The 26,182-nt window shown below is 61.9% G+C and carries 19 protein-coding genes; 10 read left to right on the top strand and 9 right to left on the bottom strand.

Annotated elements, in window-relative coordinates; all coding sequences use genetic code 11:
* Window positions 1–34 precede the first annotated feature (34 nt).
* Window positions 35–2,020, top strand: a complete 1,986-nt coding sequence (locus ACN9MU_RS18960) for an OPT family oligopeptide transporter (RefSeq protein WP_426161943.1) — start codon at window positions 35–37, stop codon at window positions 2,018–2,020.
* A gap of 22 nt (window positions 2,021–2,042) precedes the next feature.
* Complete coding sequence (locus tag ACN9MU_RS18955; RefSeq protein WP_426161942.1) at window positions 2,043–2,864, top strand: aldo/keto reductase; 822 nt, start codon at window positions 2,043–2,045, stop codon at window positions 2,862–2,864.
* Here ACN9MU_RS18955 and ACN9MU_RS18950 read toward each other — a convergent pair.
* A complete protein-coding gene (locus tag ACN9MU_RS18950; RefSeq protein ID WP_426161941.1) occupies window positions 2,861–3,505 on the bottom strand; it encodes a PEP-CTERM sorting domain-containing protein in 645 nt (214 codons plus the stop codon). The genes ACN9MU_RS18955 and ACN9MU_RS18950 overlap by 4 nt on opposite strands.
* Window positions 3,502–5,181 (bottom strand): rhamnogalacturonan lyase B N-terminal domain-containing protein, encoded by a 1,680-nt coding sequence (locus ACN9MU_RS18945; protein ID WP_426335917.1) that lies wholly within the window; start codon window positions 5,179–5,181, stop codon window positions 3,502–3,504. Before ACN9MU_RS18945 ends, ACN9MU_RS18950 begins: the two co-directional genes overlap by 4 nt.
* Window positions 5,182–5,469: 288 nt before the next feature.
* Here ACN9MU_RS18945 and galB point away from each other — a divergent pair, with 288 nt between their 5' ends.
* A complete protein-coding gene (galB, locus tag ACN9MU_RS18940) occupies window positions 5,470–8,148 on the top strand; it encodes a beta-galactosidase GalB (RefSeq protein ID WP_426343282.1) in 2,679 nt (892 codons plus the stop codon).
* 49 nt (window positions 8,149–8,197) lie between these two features.
* Window positions 8,198–11,398 (top strand): TonB-dependent receptor, encoded by a 3,201-nt coding sequence (locus ACN9MU_RS18935; RefSeq protein WP_426318241.1) that lies wholly within the window; start codon window positions 8,198–8,200, stop codon window positions 11,396–11,398.
* Window positions 11,399–11,415: 17 nt separating this feature from the next.
* Here ACN9MU_RS18935 and ACN9MU_RS18930 read toward each other — a convergent pair whose 3' ends face one another.
* The 4 genes from ACN9MU_RS18930 to map all read right to left on the bottom strand — a co-directional run bounded on the left by ACN9MU_RS18930 (window position 11,416) and on the right by map (window position 16,453).
* The gene (locus ACN9MU_RS18930; RefSeq protein WP_426318240.1) at window positions 11,416–12,174 is read right to left on the bottom strand and encodes a flagellar brake protein; all 759 of its coding nucleotides are present in this window, start codon (window positions 12,172–12,174) and stop codon (window positions 11,416–11,418) included.
* A 122-nt stretch (window positions 12,175–12,296) separates the two neighbouring features.
* A complete protein-coding gene (locus ACN9MU_RS18925; protein WP_426335915.1) occupies window positions 12,297–13,046 on the bottom strand; it encodes a pseudouridine synthase in 750 nt (249 codons plus the stop codon).
* On the bottom strand, window positions 13,046–15,628 hold the full coding sequence (locus ACN9MU_RS18920) for a [protein-PII] uridylyltransferase (RefSeq protein WP_426343281.1): 2,583 nt from the start codon (window positions 15,626–15,628) through the stop codon (window positions 13,046–13,048). Before ACN9MU_RS18920 ends, ACN9MU_RS18925 begins: the two co-directional genes overlap by 1 nt.
* A gap of 6 nt (window positions 15,629–15,634) precedes the next feature.
* The gene (gene map / locus ACN9MU_RS18915) at window positions 15,635–16,453 is read right to left on the bottom strand and encodes a type I methionyl aminopeptidase (RefSeq protein WP_426161931.1); all 819 of its coding nucleotides are present in this window, start codon (window positions 16,451–16,453) and stop codon (window positions 15,635–15,637) included.
* Between the two features lie 223 nt (window positions 16,454–16,676).
* On the opposite strand from map, the gene ACN9MU_RS18910 reads away from it, so the two are divergent.
* Both ACN9MU_RS18910 and ACN9MU_RS18905 read left to right on the top strand, forming a co-directional pair.
* A complete protein-coding gene (locus ACN9MU_RS18910; RefSeq protein ID WP_426343280.1) occupies window positions 16,677–19,094 on the top strand; it encodes a phosphocholine-specific phospholipase C in 2,418 nt (805 codons plus the stop codon).
* Window positions 19,095–19,212: 118 nt separating this feature from the next.
* Window positions 19,213–21,105, top strand: coding sequence for a M6 family metalloprotease domain-containing protein (locus ACN9MU_RS18905; protein WP_426318236.1), 1,893 nt, complete (start codon window positions 19,213–19,215; stop codon window positions 21,103–21,105).
* Between the two features lie 5 nt (window positions 21,106–21,110).
* Here the strand turns inward: ACN9MU_RS18905 and ACN9MU_RS18900 are convergent, their stop codons facing one another.
* From ACN9MU_RS18900 to ACN9MU_RS18890, 3 genes are all read right to left on the bottom strand, one after another.
* Window positions 21,111–21,755 (bottom strand): hypothetical protein, encoded by a 645-nt coding sequence (locus ACN9MU_RS18900; RefSeq protein ID WP_426318235.1) that lies wholly within the window; start codon window positions 21,753–21,755, stop codon window positions 21,111–21,113.
* Between the two features lie 62 nt (window positions 21,756–21,817).
* Entirely contained in the window at window positions 21,818–22,018 is a 201-nt protein-coding gene (locus ACN9MU_RS18895; RefSeq protein ID WP_426161925.1) for a DUF4287 domain-containing protein, read from the bottom strand.
* 10 nt (window positions 22,019–22,028) lie between these two features.
* Entirely contained in the window at window positions 22,029–22,463 is a 435-nt protein-coding gene (locus ACN9MU_RS18890) for an SRPBCC family protein (RefSeq protein WP_426318234.1), read from the bottom strand.
* Window positions 22,464–22,775: 312 nt separating this feature from the next.
* On the opposite strand from ACN9MU_RS18890, the gene rpsB reads away from it, so the two are divergent.
* From rpsB to frr, 4 genes are all read left to right on the top strand, one after another.
* Window positions 22,776–23,528, top strand: coding sequence for a 30S ribosomal protein S2 (rpsB, locus tag ACN9MU_RS18885; RefSeq protein ID WP_130312122.1), 753 nt, complete (start codon window positions 22,776–22,778; stop codon window positions 23,526–23,528).
* Window positions 23,529–23,673: 145 nt separating this feature from the next.
* Window positions 23,674–24,588 (top strand): translation elongation factor Ts, encoded by a 915-nt coding sequence (gene tsf, locus ACN9MU_RS18880; RefSeq protein WP_426161922.1) that lies wholly within the window; start codon window positions 23,674–23,676, stop codon window positions 24,586–24,588.
* Between the two features lie 270 nt (window positions 24,589–24,858).
* The gene (gene pyrH, locus ACN9MU_RS18875) at window positions 24,859–25,575 is read left to right on the top strand and encodes a UMP kinase (protein ID WP_130312126.1); all 717 of its coding nucleotides are present in this window, start codon (window positions 24,859–24,861) and stop codon (window positions 25,573–25,575) included.
* A gap of 33 nt (window positions 25,576–25,608) precedes the next feature.
* Window positions 25,609–26,169 (top strand): ribosome recycling factor, encoded by a 561-nt coding sequence (frr, locus tag ACN9MU_RS18870; protein ID WP_057262710.1) that lies wholly within the window; start codon window positions 25,609–25,611, stop codon window positions 26,167–26,169.
* Window positions 26,170–26,182: the final 13 nt, after the last annotated feature.

The raw sequence follows: 26,182 nt of genomic DNA, 5'->3' as shown, positions 1-26,182 counted from the left end.
CTTTGCATCCTTATCAACACAACGGATTACCCAGATGAGCAACCAGTCGCAGAACAACCCGCTCGAATTCAGTGTCCGCGGCATCGCCCTCGGCATTCTCATTACACTGGTCTTTACCGCGGCGCAGGTCTATCTTGGCCTGAAAGTCGGCTTGACCTTCGCCACCTCGATTCCCGCTGCCGTGATTTCCATGGCCCTGCTCAGCGCATTCAAGGATGCGACGATCCAGGAAAACAATATCGTGCAGACCATCGCGTCGGCCGCGGGCACGCTGGCGTCTGTGATTTTCGTGCTGCCTGGCCTGCTGATGATCGGCTGGTGGGCAAAAATTCCTTTCTGGCCAACCTTTGGCGCCTGCGCCATCGGCGGCGTGCTGGGCGTGATGTACACCATGCCGCTGCGTCGCGCACTGGTGTCGCAGTCCGACCTCCCGTATCCGGAAGGCGTGGCCGCGGCGGAAGTGCTGAAAGTCGGCACCCAATCGCGTGCCGGCGCGCAGGAGGGCAAGGCTGGACTGTGGGCGGTGATCTGGGGTTCCGTGGCTTCCGCCATTTTCGCTTTCCTCGGCGCTGCCAAGCTGGTTGCCGCTGAAGTGGCGCATTTCGTCAAATTCGGCAACGGCGCCACCGGCCTGGGAGCATCGAGCTCGCTGGCCCTGGTGGGCGCCGGCCACCTGATGGGTATCGCGGTCGGCATGGCCATGCTGGTCGGCCTGGTGATTGCATGGGGTATCCTGGTCCCGTTGCTGACCATGGCCAATCCGGCGGCTCCCGGCGTATCGGTGGCCGACCACGCCCTGGGCATCTGGAGCAGCCAGGTGCGCATGATGGGCGCCGGCACCATTGGCGCTGCCGCGATCGTGACGCTGGCGACACTGGCCAAGCCGGTCGTGGGCGGCCTGAAGTCCGCGATGGAGTCTGCACGCCGCGCCAAGGCCGGCGGCGGCGACGTGCCGCGCGAAGACAAGGACCTGCCGATCTTCATCGTCGGCCTGGTGACCCTTCTGTCTATGGTGCCGGCAGGCTGGCTGCTGTCGTCCTTCCTGTCGGGCGGCCCGCTGTCCTCGATCTCGACCCCTCTGATCGTGGTGGGCATCGGCTACATCCTGATTGCCGGCATGCTGGCTGCCGCGGTGTGCGGCTACATGGCCGGCCTGATCGGCTCTTCCAATTCGCCGGTATCCGGCCTGGCCATCCTGTCGATCCTGGGTGCCGCCACCTCGGTAGGCTGGGTGGGCCGCGAAATCATGGGGCCGGATACCGCCCAGGCGCTGATCGCTTTCGCACTGTTCGTCACCACCGTGGTGCTGGCAGTAGCCGTGATCGGCAACGACAACCTGCAGGACCTGAAGACCGGCCAGCTGGTCGGCGCGACGCCCTGGAAGCAGCAGGTCGCCCTGATCATCGGCGTGTTCGCCGGTTCCTGCGTGGTGCCGCCGGTGCTGGAGCTGCTGAACCACGCGAACGGCTTCGCGGGCGCACCGAATGCCAATGCCATTTCCGACCAGCCGCTGGCGGCCCCGCAAGCGACCCTGATTTCCACGCTGGCCAAAGGCGTGATCGGCGGCGACCTGAAATGGGACCTGATCGGCTATGGCGCCCTGATCGGCCTGGCACTGGTTGCACTCGACTTCATCCTGAAGAAGTCCAGCAACCGCAAATACAGCTGTGCGCCGCTCGGCGTCGGCCTGGCCATCTACTTGCCGTCGGCGGTTACCTCGCCGGTGGTGGTGGGCGCAATCGCCGGTTACTTCTTTGAGAAAGCAATGCGCAACAAGAAGCATGGCGAAGCAGCTTCCCGCCTGGGCGTGCTGGTGATGTCCGGCTTTATTGTCGGTGAATCGCTGTTCAACGTTGCCCTGGCTGGCCTGATCGTGCTGACCAACAAAGGCGAACCGCTGGCAATTGCCAACAGCATGAGCGAGGCAACCACCATGCTGATCGCGCTGGCCGTTGCTGGCGCCGTGGTCGTAGGGCTGTACCGCTGGTCCGCGAAGTCGGCCAGCGCCATCGAGGCTTGACGCAACACTTCCGGAGGTCGCCATGACGCTGTCGAGGATCGGGCAGGGCACTTGGAATATGGGCGAGCGGGCAGCCGACAAGGCTGCCGAGGTGCGCGCCCTGCAACTGGGACTGGACCTCGGCATGACCGTCATCGACACGGCGGAAATGTATGCCGATGGCGGCGCCGAGAAAGTGGTCGGCGAAGCGATTGCCGGCCGCCGCAGCGAGGCTTACCTGGTCAGCAAGGTGCTGCCGCAGAACGCTTCGCGCAAGGGCGTGGTGGCGGCGTGCGAGAAGAGCCTGAAGCGCATGAAGGTCGACCACATCGACTTGTACTTGCTTCACTGGCAAGGCAGCGTGCCTTTCGCCGAGACCCTGGAAGGGCTGATAGCCCTGAAGCAGGCCGGCAAGATCCATGAATTCGGCGTCAGCAATTTCGACCTGTCGGACATGAAAAAGGCGACTGCGCTGGCCGGCGGTGAAGCCATTGAGGCGAACCAGGTGCTGTATAACCTGCGTCGTCGCGGTATCGAGTGGGACCTGCTGCCCTGGTGCCAGGAGCGCGGCATATTGCTGATGGCCTACTCGCCGCTTGAATCCAACCGTAAGGAACAGGAACGCCTGCTGGCCGAACCGGCGCTGCAGGCCATCGCGTCGCGTCACCATGCTACGCCCGCGCAGATTGCGCTGGCATGGCTGCTGCGGCAGGACGGCGTGATGCCGATTCCGAAAGCAAGCAGCGAAGCGCATGTGCGCGCCAACGCGGCCGCGATGACGCTGCGCCTGGACCAAGAGGACCTGGCTTCGCTGGACAAGGCGTTCGCCCCGCCCACGCGCGCCACGCCGCTGGACGTGCTCTAGGCGCGCTTGCGGCGCACCGTGGCCAGGGCAAACAGGCCGGCGCCCAGCAGCAAAGCGCCGCCGGGTTCCGGTATGTCTGCCTGGACTGCATCGATGGCCGGGCTGCTCCAGCCGCTGCTGCGGTTGGCGCCGGAGAAGGCGTAATAGCGCACTTCGTCGAACCCCGTCGCATCATAGAGCCCAAGCAGGGTGCCGCCAGCCTGCGTGAAATTGCCGGCGCCGGTGCGCACATTGTCGTTCCATGTACTCCAGTAGCCGTTCACGGTCAGGTAGCCGGACGCCGCGGCGAAGGCGATGCTGCGGAAATCGCTGCCGTCTGCCCGCCTGATGCTGATGTAGGCATTGTTCCCCGATGTCGACATGTAATTCCCCGAAAACCAGGGACTGAGGTCCGATGGCTGGTCATAGCAGTTGATGCCGGCATAGCCGCACTGGTTGTTGTTGGCCGAACCGTTGAAATGGAACAGCAGGCCGTCCTCCACATAATCATTCGACAGCGCGAGATTTGCGCTGAAGGTAGCGGTGTGCAGCGAGGAGGGCGGCGCAGCCAAGGTACGCATCACGGTTGCCGATGCCGCGCCCGGCACTGCGGCGGCAGCGGCCAGCGCTGCCGACAGGGTGAGTAGTCTTATCTTGTTCATGGCGTAGGAATGAGGTCGACGGCATCCCAGGCGTAGCCGGGGCTCAGGTAAGTGGTGCCGCTGGAACCGCTGATGGCGGTGAGGGTCAGCACGTTCTCGCCGACCACCAGTTCGCTGGCCGGGATATTGAAGGTGTACAGCGTATTGTTGCCACGGTAGGTGCCTACGGTCAGTGTACGCGTTGAAGGCTGGCTGGAGGCGGCCGGGTTGGCCGAGACCCAGCCGTTCACCTGTGCCTTGGGCCGCCCGCCTGCGAAGGCGACGGTGATCCCGGCCCGCAGCGTGAGCGGCACAAGCTGGCTTTGTTTGAGGTTGAAACGGATGGTGATGGTGCCGTTGACGCTCTTCCATTGATAAGCCGGGAATCCGGTGGCCGCGCTGGAACTGCCGATCACAAAGTCGCCCGGCGTCCAGGAAGCCATGCGCACGTCGGATGGATGCATGGTGGTGACCTTGTCGCCGTTCAGCAGTTCCGCCGGCGTGCCGTCCCAGTCGCCGATGCGCCATAGCGCTGCCGCGGTGCTGGGGTCGCCCGCGATATTGATGGTGTTCAGCGCCACCGTCTGTCCCGCCGCCACAGTCACGCTGCGCGTATCGACCACCAGTTCGTTCTTGTAGACCTTCATGGTGTAGGTGCCGGGAATCATGCCGGGGCTGTCGAAGTGACCGGTTGCCGCATCGGCCTTGGCCCAGTACTGGGCGGTGGCATTGGAGAAGCCCACCGTGTATTCATAGCGCGTGTCGCGTCCCTGCAGGCCCACGCCGGCCACGCGGCTGCGCGCTTCAGGGCCGACGAATCCGGTCATGCCCATGCTGGCGAAGAAGGAGGTGTCGGGAGTTGTCGGTGCGCTGCCGTTGTTGAACACCAGCGAATAAGTGTTCAGGATGCCGGGCCGGAACGCTTCGGTCTGGGCCTCTCCATAGTTGACGATGTAGGTAATCTCCTGCGTGGTCGAGGTGCCCTGGTTCAGCAGGCTGCGGTAGAAGGGGCCGCCGCTATTGCCCTCGTTGTTGTCGCGCACCACCCACAGGCCGACGCCGGGACCGGTGGCGCCGATGTACGACCAGTCCTTCAGGCGCCTGTTGGAATAATGCTTGGAGCGGGTCTGGCCGTCGGCAAGTCCGAAAATATCGCCCGATTCAATGGCGCCCGTATTGTTGCGGATATCCGATGGCACAGGCCCGTTCGGCAAGGCGGCAATCGGCACGCGCAGGATATAGCGTGTCAGCCCCAGCGTGCTTGGCTCGCTGGTGAAATAGGTGCCCATGTAGATGTGCGGATAGCCGCGGCGGGCGATATAGTAGTGCGTCAGGTCGCCTGCCTGCACCGTCACCTTGATGAAGTCGGGGCCGAGCGTGGTGGCGTTTACGCTGACTGCGGAAACCCCGGTGTACAGGAAATCAAAGCCGGAATTCACCTGGCTGCCGCGCGACTGGTCCTGGTACTGTACGCCGTTGTAAATCATCGAAGCGATGTCGCCGGCGGACTGCGTGCTCACGCCATTGTCGGTACGGCGGATCTTGAACACCAGGCCGGCGCCGGTGTCGATGGTGTAGAAATTGCTGTCTTCAGTAAGTCCGAAGTCGGCCGCATGGGCATTGCCGGCGAACCAGCCGGAAAAGAGGACGAGCAAGGCCATACCTGCCGCGCAGGCATTCAACCGGAAAGTTTTCACGATGTCTCCTTGGGGATTTTTTTGGTATGTTGCCGTTGAAGTATCAAAGCAGTGGCAGTGGCCAGTCAACGGGGGCACGGCTGCGGTACGCCAGAAAATCACCATGTTGATCGAAGGCCTGCGCCAAATGAATAGCGCAAACAACGCCTTTCAATCGTGCGCAACAGTCTCGCCAACAAGTTGTTGACATTTCTATGACGCCAAATATAGACTGAAATGGTTGCGCTATCGGTTTCGTGTTAGTGGTTGGTTGTTTGCGCGACGGCTTACTTCGAACTACGGGAAAACATGAAACGTCTGACGAAATGCAGGGCGCTGGCGTCCCTGTTGCTTTGGGCTGTCGCGCTGCTTGCTGCCGCCGCTCCGCGAGAACGCCTGTCGATCAATGCCGGCTGGCGCTTCACGATGGGCGATCCACCCGGTACCTCCGCTTCGCTGCGCTACGACGTGCGACCCGAGGTGACGGCAAGTGAAGACGGCAAGGCTGCCGATGCGGTGCCGCAGGCTGCGGCGCTTGCGGCCGCAGCACAGGAACAGGTCCTCAAGCCGTGGATACTCCCGAGCGGCAACGCCTTTATCAGCGATCCCGCTCGACGCCATCGGCGCCCGGCGCAGGAGCCGCAACTGGACGTGGCCTACCTGAAGCCCGGCTACGACGACGTCGCATGGAAGCGCGTGGACCTGCCTCACGACTGGGCCATTGCCGGGCCCTTCCTGGAGACCGGTCCTTATGGCGGCGTTGGCCGCTTGCCCAGCTGGGGCATCGGCTGGTACCGCAAGGCACTCGACATACCGGCTTCCGACCGCGGCCGCTCGATCTTCCTCGATGTCGACGGCGCGATGTCGTATGCGACGGTGTGGCTCAACGGGAAGCTGGTCGGCGGCTGGCCTTACGGCTACAACTCCTGGCGGCTGGACCTGACGCCATACGTCGTCCCCGGCGGCAGCAATATGCTCGCGATACGGCTGGATAACCCGCCGGAGTCTTCGCGCTGGTATCCGGGCGGGGGCATCTACCGCAATGTGTGGCTCACCAAGATGGCGCCCATCCATGTCGCGCATTGGGGCACCCATGTGCGAACGGCGCGCGTGAGCCGGGACTCCGCCGAGGTGTCGCTGGAAGTCGCGGTGGACAACGACTCGCGCAGCGGCGCCACCGTCAGTGTGGCAACGGCGATATACGCGCTGGACGAACAGGGGACCCGCAGCGGCCAGCCGGTTGCGCACATCCAGCCGCAGCGCCTGCAAGTGGCCGCAGGCGCAAGCAATGTCGCAACAGGCAGCACAACCATCGCGCGGCCGCGCCTTTGGGGGCCGCCGCCGACCCAGCATCCGCATCGATACGTGGCCGTCACCACCGTCCGGCGCGACGGCGTTGGGATCGACGAATTCGAGACAAGGTTCGGCATTCGTGATGTGCGCATGGACCCTGACAAAGGCATGCTGGTCAACGGCGAGCGCATTGCGCTGAAGGGCGTGAACAACCACCATGACCTGGGCGCACTCGGCGCCGCCTTCAATGTGCGCGCTGCGGAACGGCAGCTGCAAATGCTGGTGGAAATGGGCGCCAATGCGCTGCGCATGAGCCACAATCCGCCGGCTCCGGAGTTGCTGGAGCTGACCGACCGCATGGGCATCGTGGTGATCGACGAAGTGTTCGATGTGTGGGAACGGAAAAAGACCGCGCTCGATACGCACCTGATCTTCCCCGACTGGCACGAGCAGGACCTGCGCGCCATGATCCGCCGCGACCGCAACCATCCCTCGATTGTGATCTGGAGTATCGGCAACGAGGTGGGGGAGCAGTACACCGGTGAAGAGGGCGCCGCGATCGGCCGCAAGCTGGCTGCCATCGTGCGGCAAGAGGATCGCAGCCGCCCGACCATGACCGCCATGAATTACGCCCGTGCCCACATGCCGCTGCCGGCTACGGTGGACCTGGTCAGCGTGAACTACCAGGGCGCGGGCATCCGCAGCAATCCAGGCCGCTTCCCTGAATTCCGTGCCCGCTTCCCAGGCAAGATGATTTTCAGCAGCGAAAGCGCTTCGGCCTTGAGCAGCCGCGGCGAGTATCAGTTTCCGGTGACGGGCGCGCTCACGTCCTCGGTACGGCCCGACGCCGGCGGCGACTGGAATACGCACCAGGTCAGCGCCTACGAGCTGTATGCGTCCGACTTCGGCACTTCAGCCGACCGCTCCTGGTCCGCGCAGGACCAATACCCTTATGTGGCGGGGGAATTCGTCTGGTCAGGCTGGGATTACCTGGGCGAGCCGACGCCGTTCTACTCTTCGCGCAGTTCCTATTCCGGCATCATCGACCTGGCGGGCTTCAAGAAGGACCGCTTCTACCTGTATCAGGCGCGCTGGCGCCCGGACCTTCCGTTGGCGCACATCCTGCCGCACTGGACCTGGCCGGGCAGGGAAGGCAAGTTCACGCCGGTCCACGTATTCACCTCGGGCGACGAGGCCGAACTGTTCGTGAACGGCAAAAGCCAGGGCCGCAAAAAGCGCGCGGAATTCGAATACCGCCTGCGCTGGGACCTGGTGACTTACGAGCCGGGCGAGTTGAAGGTGATCGCGTACAAACAGGGCAAGGAATGGGCGGTATCGGCGGTACGCACTGTGGGCCCCGCGGCAAAACTCGACCTGGTGCCGGACCGCAGCGAGATCGCTGCCGATGGCGCGGACCTCTCGTTCATCACCCTGCGCGTGACCGACCTGGACGGCAATACCGTCCCCATGGCAAAGGACAGCGTGAAATTCAGCATCGAAGGCCCGGGCGAGATCGTGGCGACCGATAACGGCGACCCGACCAGCTTCGTGCCTTTCCCATCCACCGAACGACCCGCCTTCAACGGCTTGTGCCTGGCCATCGTGCGCGGCAAGCCGGGACAGAAGGGAGCCATCACCGTGCGGGCGCAAGCGCCCACATTACAAGGAGCAAATGTAACTTTGCAAGCGCATTGATAGCGCTAACTAAATCAAGGCCCATGAGGCCGTATATAAAGGAGACAGCATGAACCAGCAACTGGGAGGACGCGTGCGCCGCTTCGGCACGCGCGGTGAAATCCTCGTCATGACCATACTCGCGGGGATGATTTCGACGGCCTACGCGCAAAGCGAAGCGCCGCAACCGCCAGCCACTGCAGCCACCGAGTCGCAGCCCTCCGCCGAAGCCACGCCGGCAACGGATGCCAGGCCAACTGCAGCGAACAAGGTGCTGCCGGTAGTCACCGTGAGCGGTTATCGCAGCTCGCTCGCGCTGTCGGCAATGGAAAAGCGCGACAACATCGGCTTGAGCGATACCGTCTTCTCCGAAGACATGGGCAAATTCCCCGACCCGAACATTGCCGATGCCCTGGCGCGGGTGCCGGGCGTGAACGTGCGGCGCGGCGAGATCGACGGCGAGGGCCTGAACATCTCGATCCGCGGCATGGGCGCGGCGTTCACGCGCGTGCTGCTGAACGGCGCGCCCATGGCGTCGGCGTCGGCGGGAAGTTGGGGCGGTTCGATCAGCGCCAACCGCGAAGTCGACATGGACTTCCTGCCTTCCGAATTATTTCGCAGCGCCAGCGTTTACAAGAGCCAGAAGGCCAGCCTGATCGAAGGCGGCATTGCCGGCACCGTCGATATGCGCAGCGTACGTCCTTTCGACAAGGCCGGCTTTCGCTCCGCGTTTACCCTGAGCGGCAACTACCGCGAGCAAAACAGCAAGACCGGCAATACCGGATCGGCCCTGGTGAGCAATACCTGGACCACCGCCGGCTGGGGCAAGTTCGGCGCCCTGGCCGGCATCGCCTGGGGGAACACCGGCTACAAGACCGACGGGTTCCAGACGGTCGACATGCGCAACTTCCAGTTGAAATCCTTCCAGGGCAATGCGTCGGACAAATTGAACAGCACCGGCGGCGGCTCGCAATCGACGCCCGACACCGTGCCGTCCGGCCTGGCATTGAGCGCCTTGCCGGAATTTGCACGCCCCATCCTGGTGCCGGGCAAGCAGATCGACCGCGCCATGCTGCTGGCGCTGAACCCCGGCGCCACGCTGCAGCAGATCGACAACGGCTTGATGGGCCGACTGGGACGGCACTTTGTCTACGAAGGCAAGCGTAATCGCGCCGGTGAAGTCATCAGCCTGCAATGGCAGCCGAACGATATGCTCGATATCTACCTCGACACCATGTTCGCGCAGAAGAAGAACAGGATGACCTACGAGGGCATGAACGCCGGCACCCGCGCCAATACGCCGATACCGATCGGCATGGAATTCGACCGCAGCGACTGCACCTTGGGGTGCACCATCACCAAGGCGACGTTTGCCAATACTTTCTGGGCGCTGGAATACCGCCCGATGAAGGAGGAGACCAAGTTCCGCAGCATCAATCCGGGCTTCGAATTCCGTCCCAGCGACAAGTGGACCATCGACGGCCATTTCAACGCCACCAACAGCACCTTCTTCCGCGACATGCCGACCGTGCTGGTGGCAACCAGGTCGCCCAATTCCGTCATCTATTACGACAACAGCACGCCGGGGCAGACGCCGGTCTACACCTCCAACCTGGACATCAACGATCCGAACAACTTCGGCTGGTACCAGGCGGGCCAGAGCCTGTCCGGGCTGCGCATGGACCTCTACGAGCGCACCAACAAGACCAAAGGCACTCGCCTGAACGTCAACTGGGGCGACGCGGACTTCAGCATCAAGTTTGGCGGTTCGCGTGACGACATCGAACGGCGCTACCGCAGCTATTCCGTCGCCGACGCCTGGATGAACGTCGCATGTGGCAATAACATGAGCTACCGCTTCTTCGCACCGAACACACAGATCCGCAGCCCCGGTTGCGATGGCCGCAGCACGCCAGGCCCGGTGGCTGATGTCACCACTGCCTACCCGGGTTACGGCACCGGTTCCACCGCCGGGGCGGCGCCCCTGATGTATCTCGGTTCGGTGGTTCCGAATTCGGCAATCCCGAACTACGTGAAAGCGGGCAGCAATGGTTTCATTACCGTCGACTGGCCAAGGTTTGCCGCTGATACGGATTACCAGTACTTCCGCGACAACATCCATAAGGGCTTCCAGAACGGCAGCGGCGGCTACATCCGCGAAGTGGTGGACGCGGCCTATGCGGAAACCACCGGCCGCGTGCAGCTCTTTGGCCGCACCTTGCGCTATAACGCCGGGGTGCGCTATGCGCAGACCGAGCAGACCATCGGCGTGTTGAGTGTCGGCGCCGACCCGCGCAACGCGACGCTGAAGAACGGCGGCCTGTATGACAACCTCAGTGTGTGGAGGTACGAGACCACCAAATACAGCAACACGCTGCCGTCGGCCACGCTGGCCTACAACGTCACGCCGAATACCATCCTGCGCGCCTCCGGGTCGAAGTCGCTGACGCGTGCCAACCCGGCCGACCTGCGCCAGACCCAACTTACGCTGGGCGACCAGGGCGCGCGCCAGGGCAGCGTGACCAATCCGAACCTGAAGCCATTCGAGGCGAACAACCTGGATATCGGGCTCGAGTATTACATGAGCAAGGAAGCCTATGTTTCCCTGAGCGCCTTCGGCAAAGACATCACCAGCCGCCCGGGCCAGCGCATCAACACCTATTCGCTGGCGCAGCTGGACCAGATGTTCGGCACCGTCGGCCTGACGGAGGCGCAGCAGCAGGCGGTGACGGCCAGCGGTGGCCGCGACAAGCATCTGGTGGAAATCACCGAGCCGTACAACATCGACAGCAAGCTGAAGGTTCGAGGCCTGGAAGCCACCTGGCAGCAGCCGCTGGACATGCTGCCGGTGAAGGGCTTTGGCTTCACCGCCAACTTCACCTATGCCAAGCAGACGGACGACGCGCCGAATGCGCCGCCAGTGGCCGGCGTGCCGCCGCGCACCAACAACCTTACCTTGTACTATGAACGCGGCGGCCTGAATATCCGCGTGGCACGCCAATACACGGCAAGCCATGTCGTGAACACCAGTACCGGCTTGAATGTTGCGGGAGGGGCGTATGCCTACACCACGGAGCGCACCCAGGTCGATGCGTCGGTCGGCATGAACCTGAAGCAGATGTTCGGCTTCAGGTACAACACCGACCTGACGCTCAGCGTCTGGAATGCCAACAAGGCGATCAGCCAGACCTATACCCAATTCAGCAACGCGATCTTCGACGAGTACAAGCCCGGCGCCAGCTACACGCTGTCGCTGCGGACTTCGTTCTAGGCGGCGTAAGCCGGGGCTTAGCGCTGGCCGCCGCGGGTAGTGTTAAGCCTTTCCAGGATGCGTTGCAGTTCGTCCTGCATCATGGGCGAGAGGTTCTGGAACTGGCAGCCAATCTGCACCTGCTCGCCGAGCAGGAAGGAGCGGAAATGGCGCGCCAGGCGGATCTCCAGGTCGCAGATCAGCACCGAGCCGGGGCCCATGTCCAGCCGTACGCGCTGCAGCTTGCGGCCGACATGCAAGCCGACTGCATCGCGCGGCGAGCAGCGCATGCCGACGCCGCCGACAGCGAAATCGTACAGCTGCATTTCGTACGGCTTGCCATTCAGGACGAAGGAGGCGGTGTGGTAGGTGCCGAGCGGCGTCTCCAGGCGCGGCGCCGCGCGGCGGTTAAGCACCTGGCAGCGTTCGGGGAATTGCGCCGGGACCAGGGTTGGCTGCTCGGGCAGGGCGTTCCATTGCGGGTCGTCCAGCTTGAACTGGAACTTGGCGCTGCGCAGCCATGCCACGAAGGTGCATTCACCCGGTGGCAGGGTTGAACCTTCGTTCAGCTGGATCACGAAGTGCGGCAGTTCGGGATCGACGGACAGCAGGCGCGCCATCACCGGCTCGACGTTGTCCCGGTGGTAGATTGAAATCGCGTCGCCCGCATCGGCCAGCGCCGCCAGTGCGTCGCCGATTTCATCGGGGTCCACGATATCGTGCGGATGTGACCCCGCGGCAATCGGCTCCACCGCGTCTTGTGGACGGGGCGGTCCCTTGCGGAAGTCGTTTGGCATTGGATCGTTCACAGCTCAGGTTCTCGTTTTTTGGGAGAGGACGCCAACACTTTACCGCGTTCCGGTGCCCAGCGCTTGCTAAACGGCAATGAATGCTGCTTTTCTGTTGCGTTGATGCCGACTCAGAAGTGCTCGTCCGGGCTGAGGTAGCGCCATTGCCCTTCTGGCAAGTTTCCAAGTTTGACACGACCAATGCGCACGCGCTTCAAGCCTACCACGCGCAGGCCAACCATCTCGCACATGCGGCGGATCTGGCGCTTTTTGCCTTCGCGCAGGGTGAAGCTGAGCTGGTCGTCGTTCTGCCAGCGTACTTTCGCCGGCAGCAGCGGTTTGCCGTCCATCCACAGGCCATGATTCAGGCGCTGCAGGTCGCTGTCCGGCAGGCGGCCTGGTTTGGTGTATTCGACGCGGACCAGGTATTCCTTGTCAACGTTGGTATTTTCGCCAATCAGCTGCTTGGCGACGCGGCCATCCTGGGTCAGCACCAGCAGGCCGACCGAGTCGATGTCGAGGCGGCCTGCCGGCACCAGGCTGCGCAACTGGTTGCGGTCGAAGCGTTCCGGCGAGCGGTCTTCGGCCCAGCGGTTTTCCGGCTTGATCAGCACTACGGCAGGCTGGTAGCCGTCTTCGGCCTGGCCGGAGACATAGCCGACCGGCTTGTTGATCAGGATCGTGACGCGGCGCGCCTGTTCGGCGGCAGCCTGGCGTTCCACGGTGACTTTCTGGCTTGGGTAAACCTTGGTGCCCAGTTCGGACACCACCTTGCCATCCACGCGCACCCAGCCCTTGGCGATCCATTCATCGGCTTCACGGCGGGAGCACAGGCCCAGTTCGGACATGCGCTTGGAAAGGCGTAACAATTCTTCGGACATCAGATTTTCAGTACTTCGAGTAAGTCGGTTTCCAGCTGGAGCTGGGTGCGGGCATTGGCCAGGGCAGGGCCGTCGACGATGAACACGTCTTCCACGCGTTCGCCGAGGGTCATGATCTTGGCCGTATGCAGGTTGATCTTGTATTTGGTCAGAACGTTGGCGATCGAGTACAGCAGGCCGGTGCGGTCGTTGGCCGCCACCGACAGCAGGTAGTACTGGCCGCGTTCGTCAGGGCGCAGGTCCAACGTTGGCTGGATCGGGAAGGTGCGCGACAGGCGCGACAGCCGGCCTTTGCTTGGCGCGGTCAGCGGGCCTTGTGTTACCAGCAGGTCGCACAGCTCATGCTCGATCAGGTTGATGATGTCGCGGTAGCTTTTGGCGAAATTCTGCTCGGTGACCAGGAAGGTGTCGAGCGCATAGCCGTGCTTCGTCGTATGGATCTTGGCATCGAGGATGCTGAAGTTCTTGCGGTCGAAGTAGGAACAGATGCGCGCGAACAGGTCGGGCTGGTCCTTGATGTAGACGGCCACCTGCAAGCCTTCGCCAATCGGCGCCAGGCGCGCTTTCACTACCGGCTGTTCGCTGTCCAGCCGATCCCACAGCGCGCGCGTCTGCCAGGCGATGTCGCTGGCGTCGTGGCGCAGGAAGTAGGCCAGGTCGAGCTGCTTCCACAGCGCTTCGTGCGCGTCGGGCGGCAGGCCATACAGGCGCAGGGTGGCCAGCGCTTCCTGTTGGCGGTTCTTCAATTCGCGGTCGGCGGAATGCGGTTCGCCGCCCAGCACGCGCAAGGTCATCTTGTACAGGTCTTCCAGCAACTTGCCTTTCCAGGCATTCCACACTTTCGGGCTGGTGCCGCGGATGTCTGCCACCGTCAGCAGGTAGAGCGCAGTCAGATGGCGTTCATCGCCCACCGTCTTGGCGAAGGCCTGGATCACGTCCGGGTCCGACATGTCCTGCTTCTGTGCCACGTGCGACATGGTCAGGTGCTGCTCGACCAGAAAGGCCACCAGTTCGGTGTCTTCCGCGTTGATGCCGTGCTCCTGGCAGAACTGCTCGACGTCGGCCACGCCCAGCTTGGAGTGGTCGCCGCCGCGGCCCTTGGCGATGTCGTGGAACAGGGCCGCTACGTACAGCAGCCATGGCTGCGGGAAGTTCGCCATCAGCTGCGAGCAGAACGGATATTCGTGCGCGTGCTCGGTCATGGTGAAGCGGCGCATATTGCGCAGCACCATCATGATGTGCTGGTCCACCGTATAGACGTGGAACAGGTCGTGCTGCATCTGGCCCGTGATCTTGCGGAAGCTTGGCAGGTAGCGGCCCAGGATCGACAGCTCGTTCATCCGGCGCATGTTGTGGATGATGCCCTGTGGCGCCTGCAGGATGCGCAGGAAGTAAGCCTTGTTGACCGGATCGGCGCGGAAGTCGGCGTCGATCTTGAAGCGCTCATGCCACAGTGCGCGCATGGTGCGCGCGGTCATGCCTTTCAGGGCAGGGCGCTCGCACAGCAGCACGAAGATTTCCATGATGGCCGACGGCGTCTTTTCAAACGTGTCGTCGTCGTTCATGTCGATCATGCCGTTCACTTCGCTGAAGCGCTCGTTGATGCGCACCGGCTTCTCGTCGTGTGGGAACAGGTAGGACTCGATGTTCTGCAGCAGGATGGTGTTGAGCTGCACCACGGTCTTGGCAGCCCAGTAGTAGCGCTGCATCAGGTATTCGCTGGCGCGGCGCATGTGCACGCCGGTGCCGGTGGCTTTCAGGCCCAGGGTTTCGGCCACGGCGGTCTGCACGTCGAACACCAGGCGGTCCTCGCGGCGGCCGGCCACCAGGTGCAGGCGCACGCGGATATCCTTGAAGGCGCGTTCCTTCTCCATCAGCTGGCGCGCTTCGGTCTGGGTGATCAGGCCGCGCACGGCCAGGGTGCGCCAGGAGTTGGCCAGGCCGGCGGCCTTGGCCATCCACAGGATCACGTGCAGGTCGCGCAGGCCGCCCGGGCTTTCCTTGACGTTGGGCTCCAGGCTGAAAGGGGTGTCCTCGTACTTGGCATGGCGCTGGCGCATTTCGATGGTCTTGGCCTCGAAGAAGGCGCGCGGGTCCATGGCCTTGTTGTAGGCGTCCTGCAGTTGCGCGAACAGCACCATGTTGCCGGTGATGATGCGCGCTTCCAGCAGGCTGGTTTGCACGGTGATGTCGGCCTTCGATTCGGCCAGGCATTCGTCGATGGTGCGGATGCTGTGGCCCACGTCCAGGCCCAGGTCCCATAGCAGCTGGACGAATTCTTCCAGCTTGCCGCGCGCGGCGTCGTCCGGCGCTTCGTGCAGCAAAATCAGGACGTCGACGTCAGAGTAGGGGAATAGTTCGCCGCGCCCGTAGCCGCCGACCGCCACCAGGGCGGCTTGCGGCGGCAGGCGGTTGGCTGCCCACGCTTGCGTCAGGATGTCGTCGACGCTGCTGCGCAGGTTGCGCAACAGCTTCTCCGGCATGCCGTCTTCATGGAAGTTGGCAATGATGCGTTGGCGGTCCGATTTAAGCCGGGCCTTGAGCTGTTCCCGGAGGTCCTTCTTCATCGCGGCGTGGGGCATGCGTTTTTATGCTGCGGCTTTTTCAGTGATAAAAGCAGGCGGCTGCGGGCTGCCGGCGGACAAGGTCAGCACCTCGTAACCGGTTTCGGTAACGACCAGCGTATGTTCCCATTGTGCGGACAGGCTGCGGTCCTTGGTCTTGATGGTCCAGCCATCCGGCATTTCCTTGATCTCGCGGCGGCCGGCATTGATCATCGGCTCGATGGTGAAGACCATCCCTGCTTCCAGCACGGGGCCGGTGCCTGGCTTGCCGTAGTGGAGGATCTGCGGTTCTTCGTGGAAGACCTTGCCGATGCCATGGCCGCAGAACTCGCGCACCACGCTATAGCCGTTTTTCTCGGCATGCACCTGGATGGCGTGGCCGATGTCACCCAGGGTGGCGCCCGGCTTGACCTGCTGAATGCCCAGCCACATGCATTCAAAGGTCACGTCCGACAGGCGCTTGGCCAGGATCGATGGTTTGCCGATGAAGAACATGCGGCTGTTGTCGCCGTGGTAGCCGTCCTTGGTGATGACGGTGATGTCGAGGTTGACCACGTCGCCATCCTTCAGCACCTTGTCGCCAGGGATGCCGTGGCAGATCACGTCGTTGACCGAGGTGCAGATGGCTTTAGGGTAGGGCGTATAACCTGGCGGGCAGTAATTCAGCGGCGCCGGGACGGTGCCCTGCACATTGGTCATGTACTCGTGGCACAGGCGGTCCAGCTCGCCGGTGGTGACGCCAGCCTTGACGAAGGGGGTGATGTAGTCGAGCACCTCGGAGCCGAGGCGGCCGGCCTCGCGCATGCCTGCGATGTCCTCGGGAGTTTTGATATTGATAGTCATGGGATCTTGCTGTTCTGTACAGGGTACGCCACTCAGGGGCGTTATCAGCAAGATTATAAACGACAGCCTCAGCGCGCGCCCGGTCGGCCGCCTATGCCGAATTGCGGGACGCTGGGTTGCGAATCGGTCAAAGGCGTGGCGCACGGGTGACAGGCGACATGAAATGGTCATAAATGCACCTTAGCATCGGCACACCCTACAACCAGACCGATAAGGAAAAACGATGTCCACCAGCCGCCGCAAGTTCCTTGGCATGGCCTCCGCTGGCGCCGCCAGCACCCTGTTCCCCGACCTGATCAGGCAAGCGCTGGCGGTGCCGGCCTACAGCGCCACCGGCACCCTGGCCGACGTGCAGCACGTCGTCATCTTCATGCAGGAAAACCGCTCCTTCGACCATTACTTCGGCACCCTGGCTGGCGTGCGCGGCTTCAACGACCCGCGCGCGATCACGCTGCCGGGCGGGAAAGCGGTCTGGTACCAGCCCAACGGCACTGGCGGCTATGTGCTGCCATTCCATTTCGACGCCAAGAATACCAGCGCACTCTCGCTGGGCACCAACCATAGCTGGAAAGGTTCGCAAACCACATGGCAGGGCTGGGACGCCTGGGTCAAGCAGAAGACCGCCCAGAGCATGGGCTATTTCGACCGCGGCGACCTGCCGTTCTACTACGCGTTGGCCGACGCCTTCACCATCTGTGACGATTACCATTGCTCGATCTTCGGCGCCACCGACCCGAACCGCATGTACTCGCTGACCGGCAGCAACCAGAACTGGCTCGGCGCGATGGGCAGCCTGTACAACATAGATTCGGCTGGCTACTACAACAACGATCCGAAATACGACAACATCACGCCGTCCGTGACGGCCAGCGCGCCGAACTGGCGCACCTATGCCGAAGTGTTGGAGGCGAACAGCGTAAGCTGGAAGGTGTACCAGGAATGGGACAACTACGGCGACAACTACCTGGCCTATTTCCGCAACTTCCGCGTCAATGCCGATGGCACGCGCCTGTCGGAGAGCAGCCCGCTATACCAGAAGGGCCGGGTCATCGCGCCGGGTTCCTATGAAAGCAACGCGCGCGGCACCAAGGGCGACTGGCTGGTGAATTCCTTCGCCGACGATGTGCGCAATAACCGGTTGCCGCAAGTGTCGTGGATCGTCGCTCCCAACGATTACACGGAACATTCGCCGAACTCGCCCAACGCCGGCGAGAACCTCACTGCGCGCTTGCTCGCCGCACTCGTCGCCAACCCCGACGTGTGGTCGAAAACGGTCTTCCTTCTTACCTACGACGAAAACGACGGCTTCTTCGATCACATCCCTTCGCATATGGCCCCATTGAACACCGGCATGGGGCGCAGCACGCTGGCCGATAACGGTCAATACGAAAACTACAACGGCATTCCGGTCGGCCTAGGCCCGCGCGTACCGATGCTGGTCATTTCGCCGTGGAGCAAAGGTGGCCGTGTGTGCTCGCAGTTGTTCGACCATACCTCCAAGCTGCGCTTTCTCGAAGAATGGCTGGTGGCCGGCCTGGGCAAGCATCGCTCCAGCATCGCCTGCGAGAACATTTCCCCATGGCGCCGCGCGGTGTGCGGCGACCTGACTTCGGCCTTTGATTTCAAGACGCCGAATTCGTCGTGGCCATCGACCGTGCCGAAATCGACCACCTACCAGCTGGTGTCGGGCAAGCCTTATCCGCAACCGCCGGCAGTGCAGACCTTGCCGGTGCAAGAGGGCGGCAGCCCGCGCTACTCCTGCGCCTTGCCGTACGCCTTTGCCGCTACGGCACGGGTGAATTTGTCGAAGCAGGTGGAGCTGTCGTTCTTCAACCAGGGCTTGGCAGGCGGTGCGTTCATCGTCTATTCCCAGGTCCGCAGCGACGGCCCATGGTATTACACGGTCGAAGCAGGCAAGAAGATCGAACGCGAAGCATGGAACTGGTCTACGCCCAACTATCACCTGAGCGTTGTGGGGCCGGGCGGTTTCCAGCGTGAGTTTGCCGGCGTGCTGGCATTGGCGACTGCGACTGGCGGTGCGCGCCCGGAGGCGTGGCTGAACGCCAACCCGCTCGCCATGTCGGTTGATATCGTCCTCTCCAATGTGGAGGGTTTGCGTGCCGCCACCTTCCGCATTGTCGACAATGCCTATGGGCGCGCCGCCACGAGCCACACTGTGGCTGCCGGCCAACAGGCCGTCGTGAGCATTCCGGTTGGAGCCAGCTACGGCTGGTACGACCTGGCCGTGACTTGCGACTTCGACGCGCAATACCTGCGCCGCATGGCCGGCCGCGTGGAAAACGGCCAGGCCAGCCGCACCGACCCGGTACTGGGCCGCACGCCAGCCGGTCCCAGGGCTACGTTGTCGGCCAGCGCCGCTTCGGTCCCGCGCGGCACTCCAATCAGCTTCAGCTACTCGGTTCCCGCCCCGCAGGTTAACAGCAAGAACTGGATCGGCATTTACCGTAACGGCGTCACGCCAGGCTCGACCGCCTCGCTGGCATGGCAGTACGTCGCCAGCGGCGCCGGCACGGCAGCCTTCGCCACGTCCGGCCTGGCCGCCGGCAGCTATGCAGCTTGGCTGCTGTATAACGACGGCTATTCGGCCCTTGCAGGCCCGGTTGCCTTCACGGTGACTTGATGTCGATGGTGCGCGATTGTGCCGATTTCTACACCGCGCACTTATAAATTCATCAAGACTTGCACAATCGTGCGTGATTTACTTTCCTTTCTTTACAACAAGAAACGGAGAGACCGAAATGCGATTGAAAGTAGTTACTGCAGCTGCGATGTTGATGGCCAGCCTGTTTGCGCAGGCTGGTATTCCCTACAAAGACAGCGTTTATGAGTTCAAGCAGCCAGGCGGTGAAAAGCTGCGCGTTCACCTGGATGGTAACGATTACTACGCCGAACAACGTACCGATGACGGCTCGCTGGTCGTGTACGACGCCGCAAAGAAAGGCTTCTGCTACGCCACCGTGAACGCCGCCGGCGACGAACTGGTGTCGACCGGCGTGCTGGCGACCAACGCCAAGGTGCGTAGCCTGGGCGGTACCGCGAAGAAGCAAGAAGGCCTGAGCCAGGAAGCCCGCGCCCGCAAGGCCAAGGAAAAGTTCGAGAAGATGAACGGCCGCACGCTGGATAGCGCCCGCAAATCGGCGAGCGCCGCCATGAGCGCGCCGCAGGCCCTGGCGGCCCCTGTAACGGGCCAGGTCAAAGGCCTGACCGTGATCATCGATTTCCCGGACGTTCCCGGTACGATCACCCAGGCCCAGGTCAATTCCTTCCTGAACGACATGCCGTACACCGGCTTCGGCAACGCGCAGTCCGTGCGCGGCTACTGGCAATCGGTCTCGGGCGGCAAGCTGGATTACACCAACACCACCACGATCTACTACCGCGCCAAGAAAAACAAGGCCTATTACGCCGACAGCTCGCTCGATTCCGGCGTGCGTTCGCAGGAGCTGATTTCCGAAGCATTGAACTGGCTGGAATACACCCAAGGCTTCAACTTCGCATCGCTGAGCGTTGATGCCAACAAGCGCATTCGCGGCCTGAACTTCTTCTACTCCGGCGGCGCGGACAGCGCCTGGTCCAAGGGCCTGTGGCCGCACATGGGCTGGCTGGGCAAGCAGTTCTGCGCGGACGGCGTCTGCACCGGCTACTACCAGATCACTAATATGGGCAACAGCCTGGCAATCGGCACCTTTTCTCACGAGACCGGACACCTGGTAATGGGCTGGCCGGACCTGTATGACTATGACGGCAGCTCCGAAGGTTCGGCGGCCAGCTATTGCATCATGGGCTTCGGCAGCATTGGCGCGCAAAGCCAGTACCGCCCGGTGCCGCCGAATGGCTTCTTCCGCTACCAGGTGGGCTGGGATACGGTGACCGAGCTGAATCCGGCGCTGAACGCCAATGCGCCGAAAGGCCGCCTGAGTCACACTTCCGGTTCGCACAGCCTGTATCGTTGGACCAATCCGGCCAAGACCGATGAGGCCTTCTACGTGGAAGCGATCTACAAAGCGGACCAGAACCTGTACCAACTGGGTTCCGGCCTGGCCGTGTGGCACATCGACCCGGCGGGCAACAACTCCGACGAGTGGCATCCATACGTGCAGATGGAACATGCCGATGGCCGCCGCGATCCCGAAAACAATGTGAATCGCGGCGACGGCACCGACCTGTATGACGGCGCAATCTACAAGGCCTTCTATGACACGGTGCCGAACAACTACGCCAGCCATGGCACCAACTCGCGCTGGTGGAGCGGCAGCGGTTCCAACTTCGGCCTTGCCAATATCAGCGCGGCCGCCAAGACGATCTCCTTCGATGTCGTGAAGGGCGACGGCACGGGCGGCGGTGAAACCTACACCGGCTACCTGTCCGGCACCAATGCATCCGCCATCCACCCATCGCCATACTTCTACTACAACGGCGGCACGATCAAGGCCAACCTGTCCGGCCCGTCGAACGCCGACTTTGAGTTGAAGCTGGAGAAGTGGAATGGCAGTGCGTGGGTGCAGGTGGCTTCGTCGACCAGCCCGACGTCGACCGAAGCGATCAGCTACAGTGCCGCGGTAGCCTATTACCGGATCACTGTGTACTCGTATAGCGGCTCCGGCAACTACACGCTGAGCGTCACGAAGTAAGGCGCCTAAGGTGAAGGGTCCTGCTGGCCGCCAGCTTTCTGCATGGCGGCCAAGCGGGCATCGATGGCGGTCAGCAGCGCTTCGGTGCGCTGGCGCTGCGCCGCCACGTCCCGCTCGGCCGTCGTAAGATAGCGAGCCGAGTCGAAGGCAGCGTGATAATTCTGGACCAGTGCTACGTAGATCGCCCCCACGCCCAGCACGGTGCTGAGGGAAGCTCCCACGACGAGTTTTTTCAAGCTTGCAATTGAAGCTTCGATTCGATCAAGCCTTGCCTCCGTGGCCCTTTGGCGCTCGTCGGCCCGTGCCTCATAGCCGTCCATCCGTCGTTCAAATGCCTTGGCCCGGATGGCCTCGCGCTCCACAATGGCTGCCTCGCGCTCCCGTGCGGCCGCATCGCGCTCAGCGGCCCGCGCAGCAATCTCGCTCATATGTTGCACGAAGGCTTTTGCGTCGAGGGCTTCGCGCGCCCGGGCAGCCGCCTCGCGTTCGTCAGCCCGGGCAGTGTACGCTTCAATCGTGGAGCGGAATTCCGCGAGCTTTACGTCAGAACGCCCCTCAGCGATCAGGAGGCTGGAATCAACATACTGTTTGGTTGCTGGATCCATGATTTCATCTTCGGCGGGTAGGGGATTGATGTCAACCAGGCTCATGAGGGCACCTCGACGTGTTTCCCCATTGTGGCGACGCTCCCCTCCTGCCGCTTAGATGCGGATCAAGCTTTGCTGTTCTCCGTCTTGAAGTGCGCAACAAGGGCATTGGCATGGCCGTGGCCCATGCCGTGTTCGGCCTTCAGCGCAGCCACCATATCCATGTGCTTCAAGTCTTTCATGCCCTTCAGCAGCTTGAGCCAATGCTCGACCGGCTTGCCGTACTTTGCTTCGATCGAGGGGAAGTAGGAGGAGGGAGATCCCATGGCCGCCTCCTTACTGTTCAACCAGTAAAGCCAGCAAGGCCAGCGACTGCTGCCAGCCGAGATAGCATTGCTCCGCCGGGATTACAGCTGGCACCCCTTCCTGGACGATGTCGACTTCGGTGCCGCAGGAGACGGCGCGCAGATTGATGGTGGTCTGCATCTGGCCCGGCAGGTTCGGATCGTCGAACACCGCGGTGTAGCGGATTTTCTCGCCCGGATGCAGTTCCAGGTATTCGCCGCCGAAGGAGTGGGTAAAACCGGTGCCCAGGTCAACAAAGGACATGCGGTACTTGCCGCCAACGCTGGCATCCATTTCGTGCACTTCGCCCAGGTAACCGTTTGGCGGCAGCCATTTGTTGAAGGCCGAGGCGGTGGTCCAGGCCTTGTAGATGCGCTCAGGGGAAGCGCGCAGTACACGATGCAGTTTGATGGTATTCGTAGCCATTTCAGTAATCTCCATTTGGGTGGGTTGGTACAGGCACGACGCGCCAGCGCGCCAAGAATCGACAAGAAATACGAAAATTTTCGGAAATCTTTGTATTTATTATCAAGTTTGCACTAAAATGCGGCCCGGCGCACTGTGTGGAAGGCTGCAATACGCTTGCATGAGCCCCCTCCAATACGCTAAAATTTATGGTTGCCTGACCTAGTGTCTTGCAAAGTAGTAAATTTTCTTATTTTATAAACCCGAATCCCCCCAACAAGGGTGCCCGCAAGGGTGACTGGGAGGATTCCAGACCCAACCCTGGAGTAAATAATGTCTGTAACGATGCGTGAAATGCTGGAAGCCGGCGTCCACTTCGGTCACCAAACCCGTTTCTGGAACCCAAAGATGGCTCCGTTCATCTTCGGCCACCGCAACAAGATTCACATCATCAACCTGGAAAAGACCCTGGCCATGTACCAGGACGCGATGAAAACCATCCGTCAAATCTCCGCTTCCCGTGGCACCATCCTGATGGTTGGCACCAAGCGCCAGGCTCGCGACATCATCGCTGCTGAAGCTCAGCGCGCCGGTGTTCCGTTTGTTGACCAGCGTTGGCTGGGCGGCATGCTGACCAACTTCAAGACCATCAAGACCTCGATCAAGCGCCTGAAAGACATGGAAGCTTCGATCGAAGACGGTTCCGTTGAAAAGCTGACCAAGAAAGACGCTCTGCTGTTCCGTCGCGAACTGGAAAAGCTGCAGAAGTCGATCGGCGGTATCAAGGATATGGGCGGTGTTCCTGACGCAATCTTCGTGGTTGACGTTGGCTACCACAAAGGCGCGATCACCGAAGCCGCAAAACTGGGCATCCCAGTGATCGGCGTGGTCGATACCAACCATTCCCCAGAAGGCGTGACTCACGTTATCCCTGGTAACGACGACTCCTCCAAAGCGATCACCCTGTACGCCCGCGGCGTGGCAGACGCGATCCTGGAAGGTCGTGCAAACGCTACCACTGAAGTCCTGGAATCCATCAAGACTGCAGCTGGCGACGAGTTCGTAGAAGTTAACGAGCAGGCTTAACTGCCTGGCTGCCGCAAGGCAGCTTCAGCTTGAGAAAGGGGTGGCCCACCAGCTCCCCCTTTTTTTTAAACAGAATTACCCGGATGAGCAGGCTGCCTTTGGCGCCGCCCCGGACTGAATCCCAAACCGAATACAGGAGAATCACATGGCAGCAATTACTGCAGCAATGGTAGGTGAACTGCGCGCTAAGACCGACGCGCCAATGATGGAATGCAAAAAAGCGCTGACCGAAGCCGGCGGCGACATGGACAAAGCGGAAGAGCTGCTGCGCGTTAAGCTGGGCGGCAAGGCTGCCAAAGCTTCCGCACGCATCACCGCTGAAGGCGTGGTTGCTTCCCACATCGCCGGCAACATCGGCGCCCTGGTTGAAGTGAACTCCGAGACCGACTTCGTTGCCAAGAACGACGACTTCCTGGCCCTGGCTGCCCTGGCTGCCAAGCTGGCCGCTGAAAACAACCCAGCTGACGTTGCTGCCCTGCTGGCCCTGCCAGCTGGCAACGGCCAGACCCTGGAAGAAGTGCGCGCTGCCCTGGTGGGCAAGATCGGCGAAAACATGTCGATCCGTCGCTTCCAGCGTTTCGAAACCACCGGCAAGCTGGCTGCATACCTGCACGGCACCAAGATCGGTGTAATCGTCGAGTTCGACGGCGCCGACGAGCAAGTTGGTAAAGACGTGGCCATGCACATCGCTGCAATGAAGCCAGTGGCTCTGTCCTCCGAGCAAGTTCCTGCCGATCTGATCGCTAAAGAGCGTTCGGTTGCCCAGGCCAAGTCGGACGAAGACGCTGCTGCCGCTGTTGCCGCTGGCAAGCCAGCCCAGCCAGCCGACATCGTTGCCAAGCGCATCGATGGCGCCGTTGCCAAGTACCTGAAAGAAGTGTCGCTGATGAACCAGGCTTTCGTGAAGAACGACAAGCAGTCCGTCGAGCAGATGCTGAAAGCCGCTAACACCACCGTTAAGGCATTCACCATGTACGTGGTTGGCGAAGGCATTGAGAAGAAAGTTGACGATTTCGCGGCGGAAGTCGCAGCCCAGATGGCTGCCTCCAAAGGCGCATAATCAAGAAAACGGGCCGAAAGGCCCGTTTTTTTAAGCCTGCTGGTTGCCAAACCGGTAAACCAGTGTCGGACCCGCAGGGTCTGACACCCGATACGCGGCGGCAGCGGGCAAGTGCCTGACCCTGCGGGTCAGGCACTGGTTTACCGGTTTTAAGGTTGTTAAGCCTTTTTTAAGGCTTTCAATCCTGAATTAAACGGTGGACAATGGCATTTCCGTTATCATTGCCGCCGAAGCCACACCGAACAAAACATTTAAAAGGAGCCCCAGCTCATGTCAAAACCAGCCTTCAAGCGCGTCCTCCTGAAATTGTCCGGCGAAGCCCTGATGGGCGATGACCCGTACGGCATCAACCGCGGCACCATCGAACGTATGGTGGCGGACGTCGCCGAAGTAGCAAAGCTGGGCGTTGAACTGGCGGTCGTCATTGGTGGCGGCAACATTTTCCGTGGCGTGGCGCCTGGCGCCCAGGGCATGGACCGTGCCACCGCCGACTACATGGGCATGCTGGCTACCGTGATGAACGCGCTGGCCCTGGCCGACGCAATGAAGCACGTGGGCGTGACCGCGCGCGTGATGTCGGCTATCGGCATCGAGCAGGTGGTCGAGCCTTATGTGCGCCCGAAAGCGCTGCAGTACCTGGAAGAGGGCAAGGTCGTGATCTTCGCCGCCGGCACCGGCAACCCGTTCTTTACCACCGACACCGCAGCGGCCCTGCGCGGCTCGGAAGTGAGCGCGGAAATCGTGCTGAAGGCCACCAAGGTCGACGGCATCTACACCGCCGACCCGAAGAAAGACCCGAACGCCACCATGTACCACAAGATCAGCTTTGACGAAGCGATCGCCAAGCACCTGCAAGTCATGGATGCCACCGCCTTCGCGCTGTGCCGCGACCAGAAACTGCCGATCAAAGTATTCTCAATTACCAAGCCGGGCGCGTTGATGAACGTGATTATGGGCGAGGAAGAGGGTACACTGGTTCACGTTTAAAATATTTCAAGTAATTGCAACAGGAGAGCAGCAATGTCTATCGCTGACATTAAAAAGAATACTCAGGACCGCATGGTCAAATCGCTGGAAACCCTGAAGGCCGACTTGGCCAAAGTGCGTACCGGCCGCGCCCACGTAGGCATCCTGGACCACGTGATGGTGGACTACTATGGCAACCCGACCCCGCTGAACCAGGTCGCCAACCTGACCCTGGTTGACGCGCGCACCATCGGCGTAGCCCCGTTCGAAAAGAAAATGGGCGCCGTCATTGAAAAGGCGATCCGCGATTCCGACCTGGGCCTGAACCCGGCCTCGCAGGGCGACATGATCCGCGTGCCGACCCCGCCGCTGAACGAAGAGCGCCGCAAGGAAATGGTCAAGCTGTGCAAGGGCGAAGGCGAAGACGCTAAAGTCGCCGTGCGCAACATCCGCCGCGACGCCAACGAAGGCCTGAAGAAGCTGGTGAAGGACAAGGCCATTTCGGAAGACGAAGAGCGCCGCGCAGCTGACGAAGTGCAGAAGCTGACCGACAAGTTCATCGCCGACATCGACAAGACCGTCGCCGAAAAAGAGAAAGAAGTCCTGACCGTCTAAGGTCCCGAAACCG

It is taken from the genome of Pseudoduganella sp. R-32 (genome assembly GCF_049913245.1).
Lineage (GTDB): Bacteria > Pseudomonadota > Gammaproteobacteria > Burkholderiales > Burkholderiaceae_D > Rugamonas.
Note: the sequence above shows the minus strand (reverse complement) of the source record. Positions and strands in the feature narration are given on the sequence as shown.

Coding starts and splice junctions, on each gene's coding strand:
- ACN9MU_RS18960 (WP_426161943.1), top strand. CDS start 35: ATGAGCAACCAGTCGCAGAACAACCCGCTCGAATTCAGTGTCCGCGGC.
- ACN9MU_RS18955 (WP_426161942.1), top strand. CDS start 2,043: ATGACGCTGTCGAGGATCGGGCAGGGCACTTGGAATATGGGCGAGCGG.
- ACN9MU_RS18950 (WP_426161941.1), bottom strand. CDS start 3,505: ATGAACAAGATAAGACTACTCACCCTGTCGGCAGCGCTGGCCGCTGCC.
- galB (WP_426343282.1), top strand. CDS start 5,470: ATGAAACGTCTGACGAAATGCAGGGCGCTGGCGTCCCTGTTGCTTTGG.
- ACN9MU_RS18935 (WP_426318241.1), top strand. CDS start 8,198: ATGAACCAGCAACTGGGAGGACGCGTGCGCCGCTTCGGCACGCGCGGT.
- ACN9MU_RS18930 (WP_426318240.1), bottom strand. CDS start 12,174: ATGCCAAACGACTTCCGCAAGGGACCGCCCCGTCCACAAGACGCGGTG.
- ACN9MU_RS18925 (WP_426335915.1), bottom strand. CDS start 13,046: ATGTCCGAAGAATTGTTACGCCTTTCCAAGCGCATGTCCGAACTGGGC.
- ACN9MU_RS18920 (WP_426343281.1), bottom strand. CDS start 15,628: ATGCCCCACGCCGCGATGAAGAAGGACCTCCGGGAACAGCTCAAGGCC.
- map (WP_426161931.1), bottom strand. CDS start 16,453: ATGACTATCAATATCAAAACTCCCGAGGACATCGCAGGCATGCGCGAG.
- ACN9MU_RS18910 (WP_426343280.1), top strand. CDS start 16,677: ATGTCCACCAGCCGCCGCAAGTTCCTTGGCATGGCCTCCGCTGGCGCC.
- ACN9MU_RS18905 (WP_426318236.1), top strand. CDS start 19,213: ATGCGATTGAAAGTAGTTACTGCAGCTGCGATGTTGATGGCCAGCCTG.
- ACN9MU_RS18900 (WP_426318235.1), bottom strand. CDS start 21,755: ATGAGCCTGGTTGACATCAATCCCCTACCCGCCGAAGATGAAATCATG.
- ACN9MU_RS18895 (WP_426161925.1), bottom strand. CDS start 22,018: ATGGGATCTCCCTCCTCCTACTTCCCCTCGATCGAAGCAAAGTACGGC.
- ACN9MU_RS18890 (WP_426318234.1), bottom strand. CDS start 22,463: ATGGCTACGAATACCATCAAACTGCATCGTGTACTGCGCGCTTCCCCT.
- rpsB (WP_130312122.1), top strand. CDS start 22,776: ATGTCTGTAACGATGCGTGAAATGCTGGAAGCCGGCGTCCACTTCGGT.
- tsf (WP_426161922.1), top strand. CDS start 23,674: ATGGCAGCAATTACTGCAGCAATGGTAGGTGAACTGCGCGCTAAGACC.
- pyrH (WP_130312126.1), top strand. CDS start 24,859: ATGTCAAAACCAGCCTTCAAGCGCGTCCTCCTGAAATTGTCCGGCGAA.
- frr (WP_057262710.1), top strand. CDS start 25,609: ATGTCTATCGCTGACATTAAAAAGAATACTCAGGACCGCATGGTCAAA.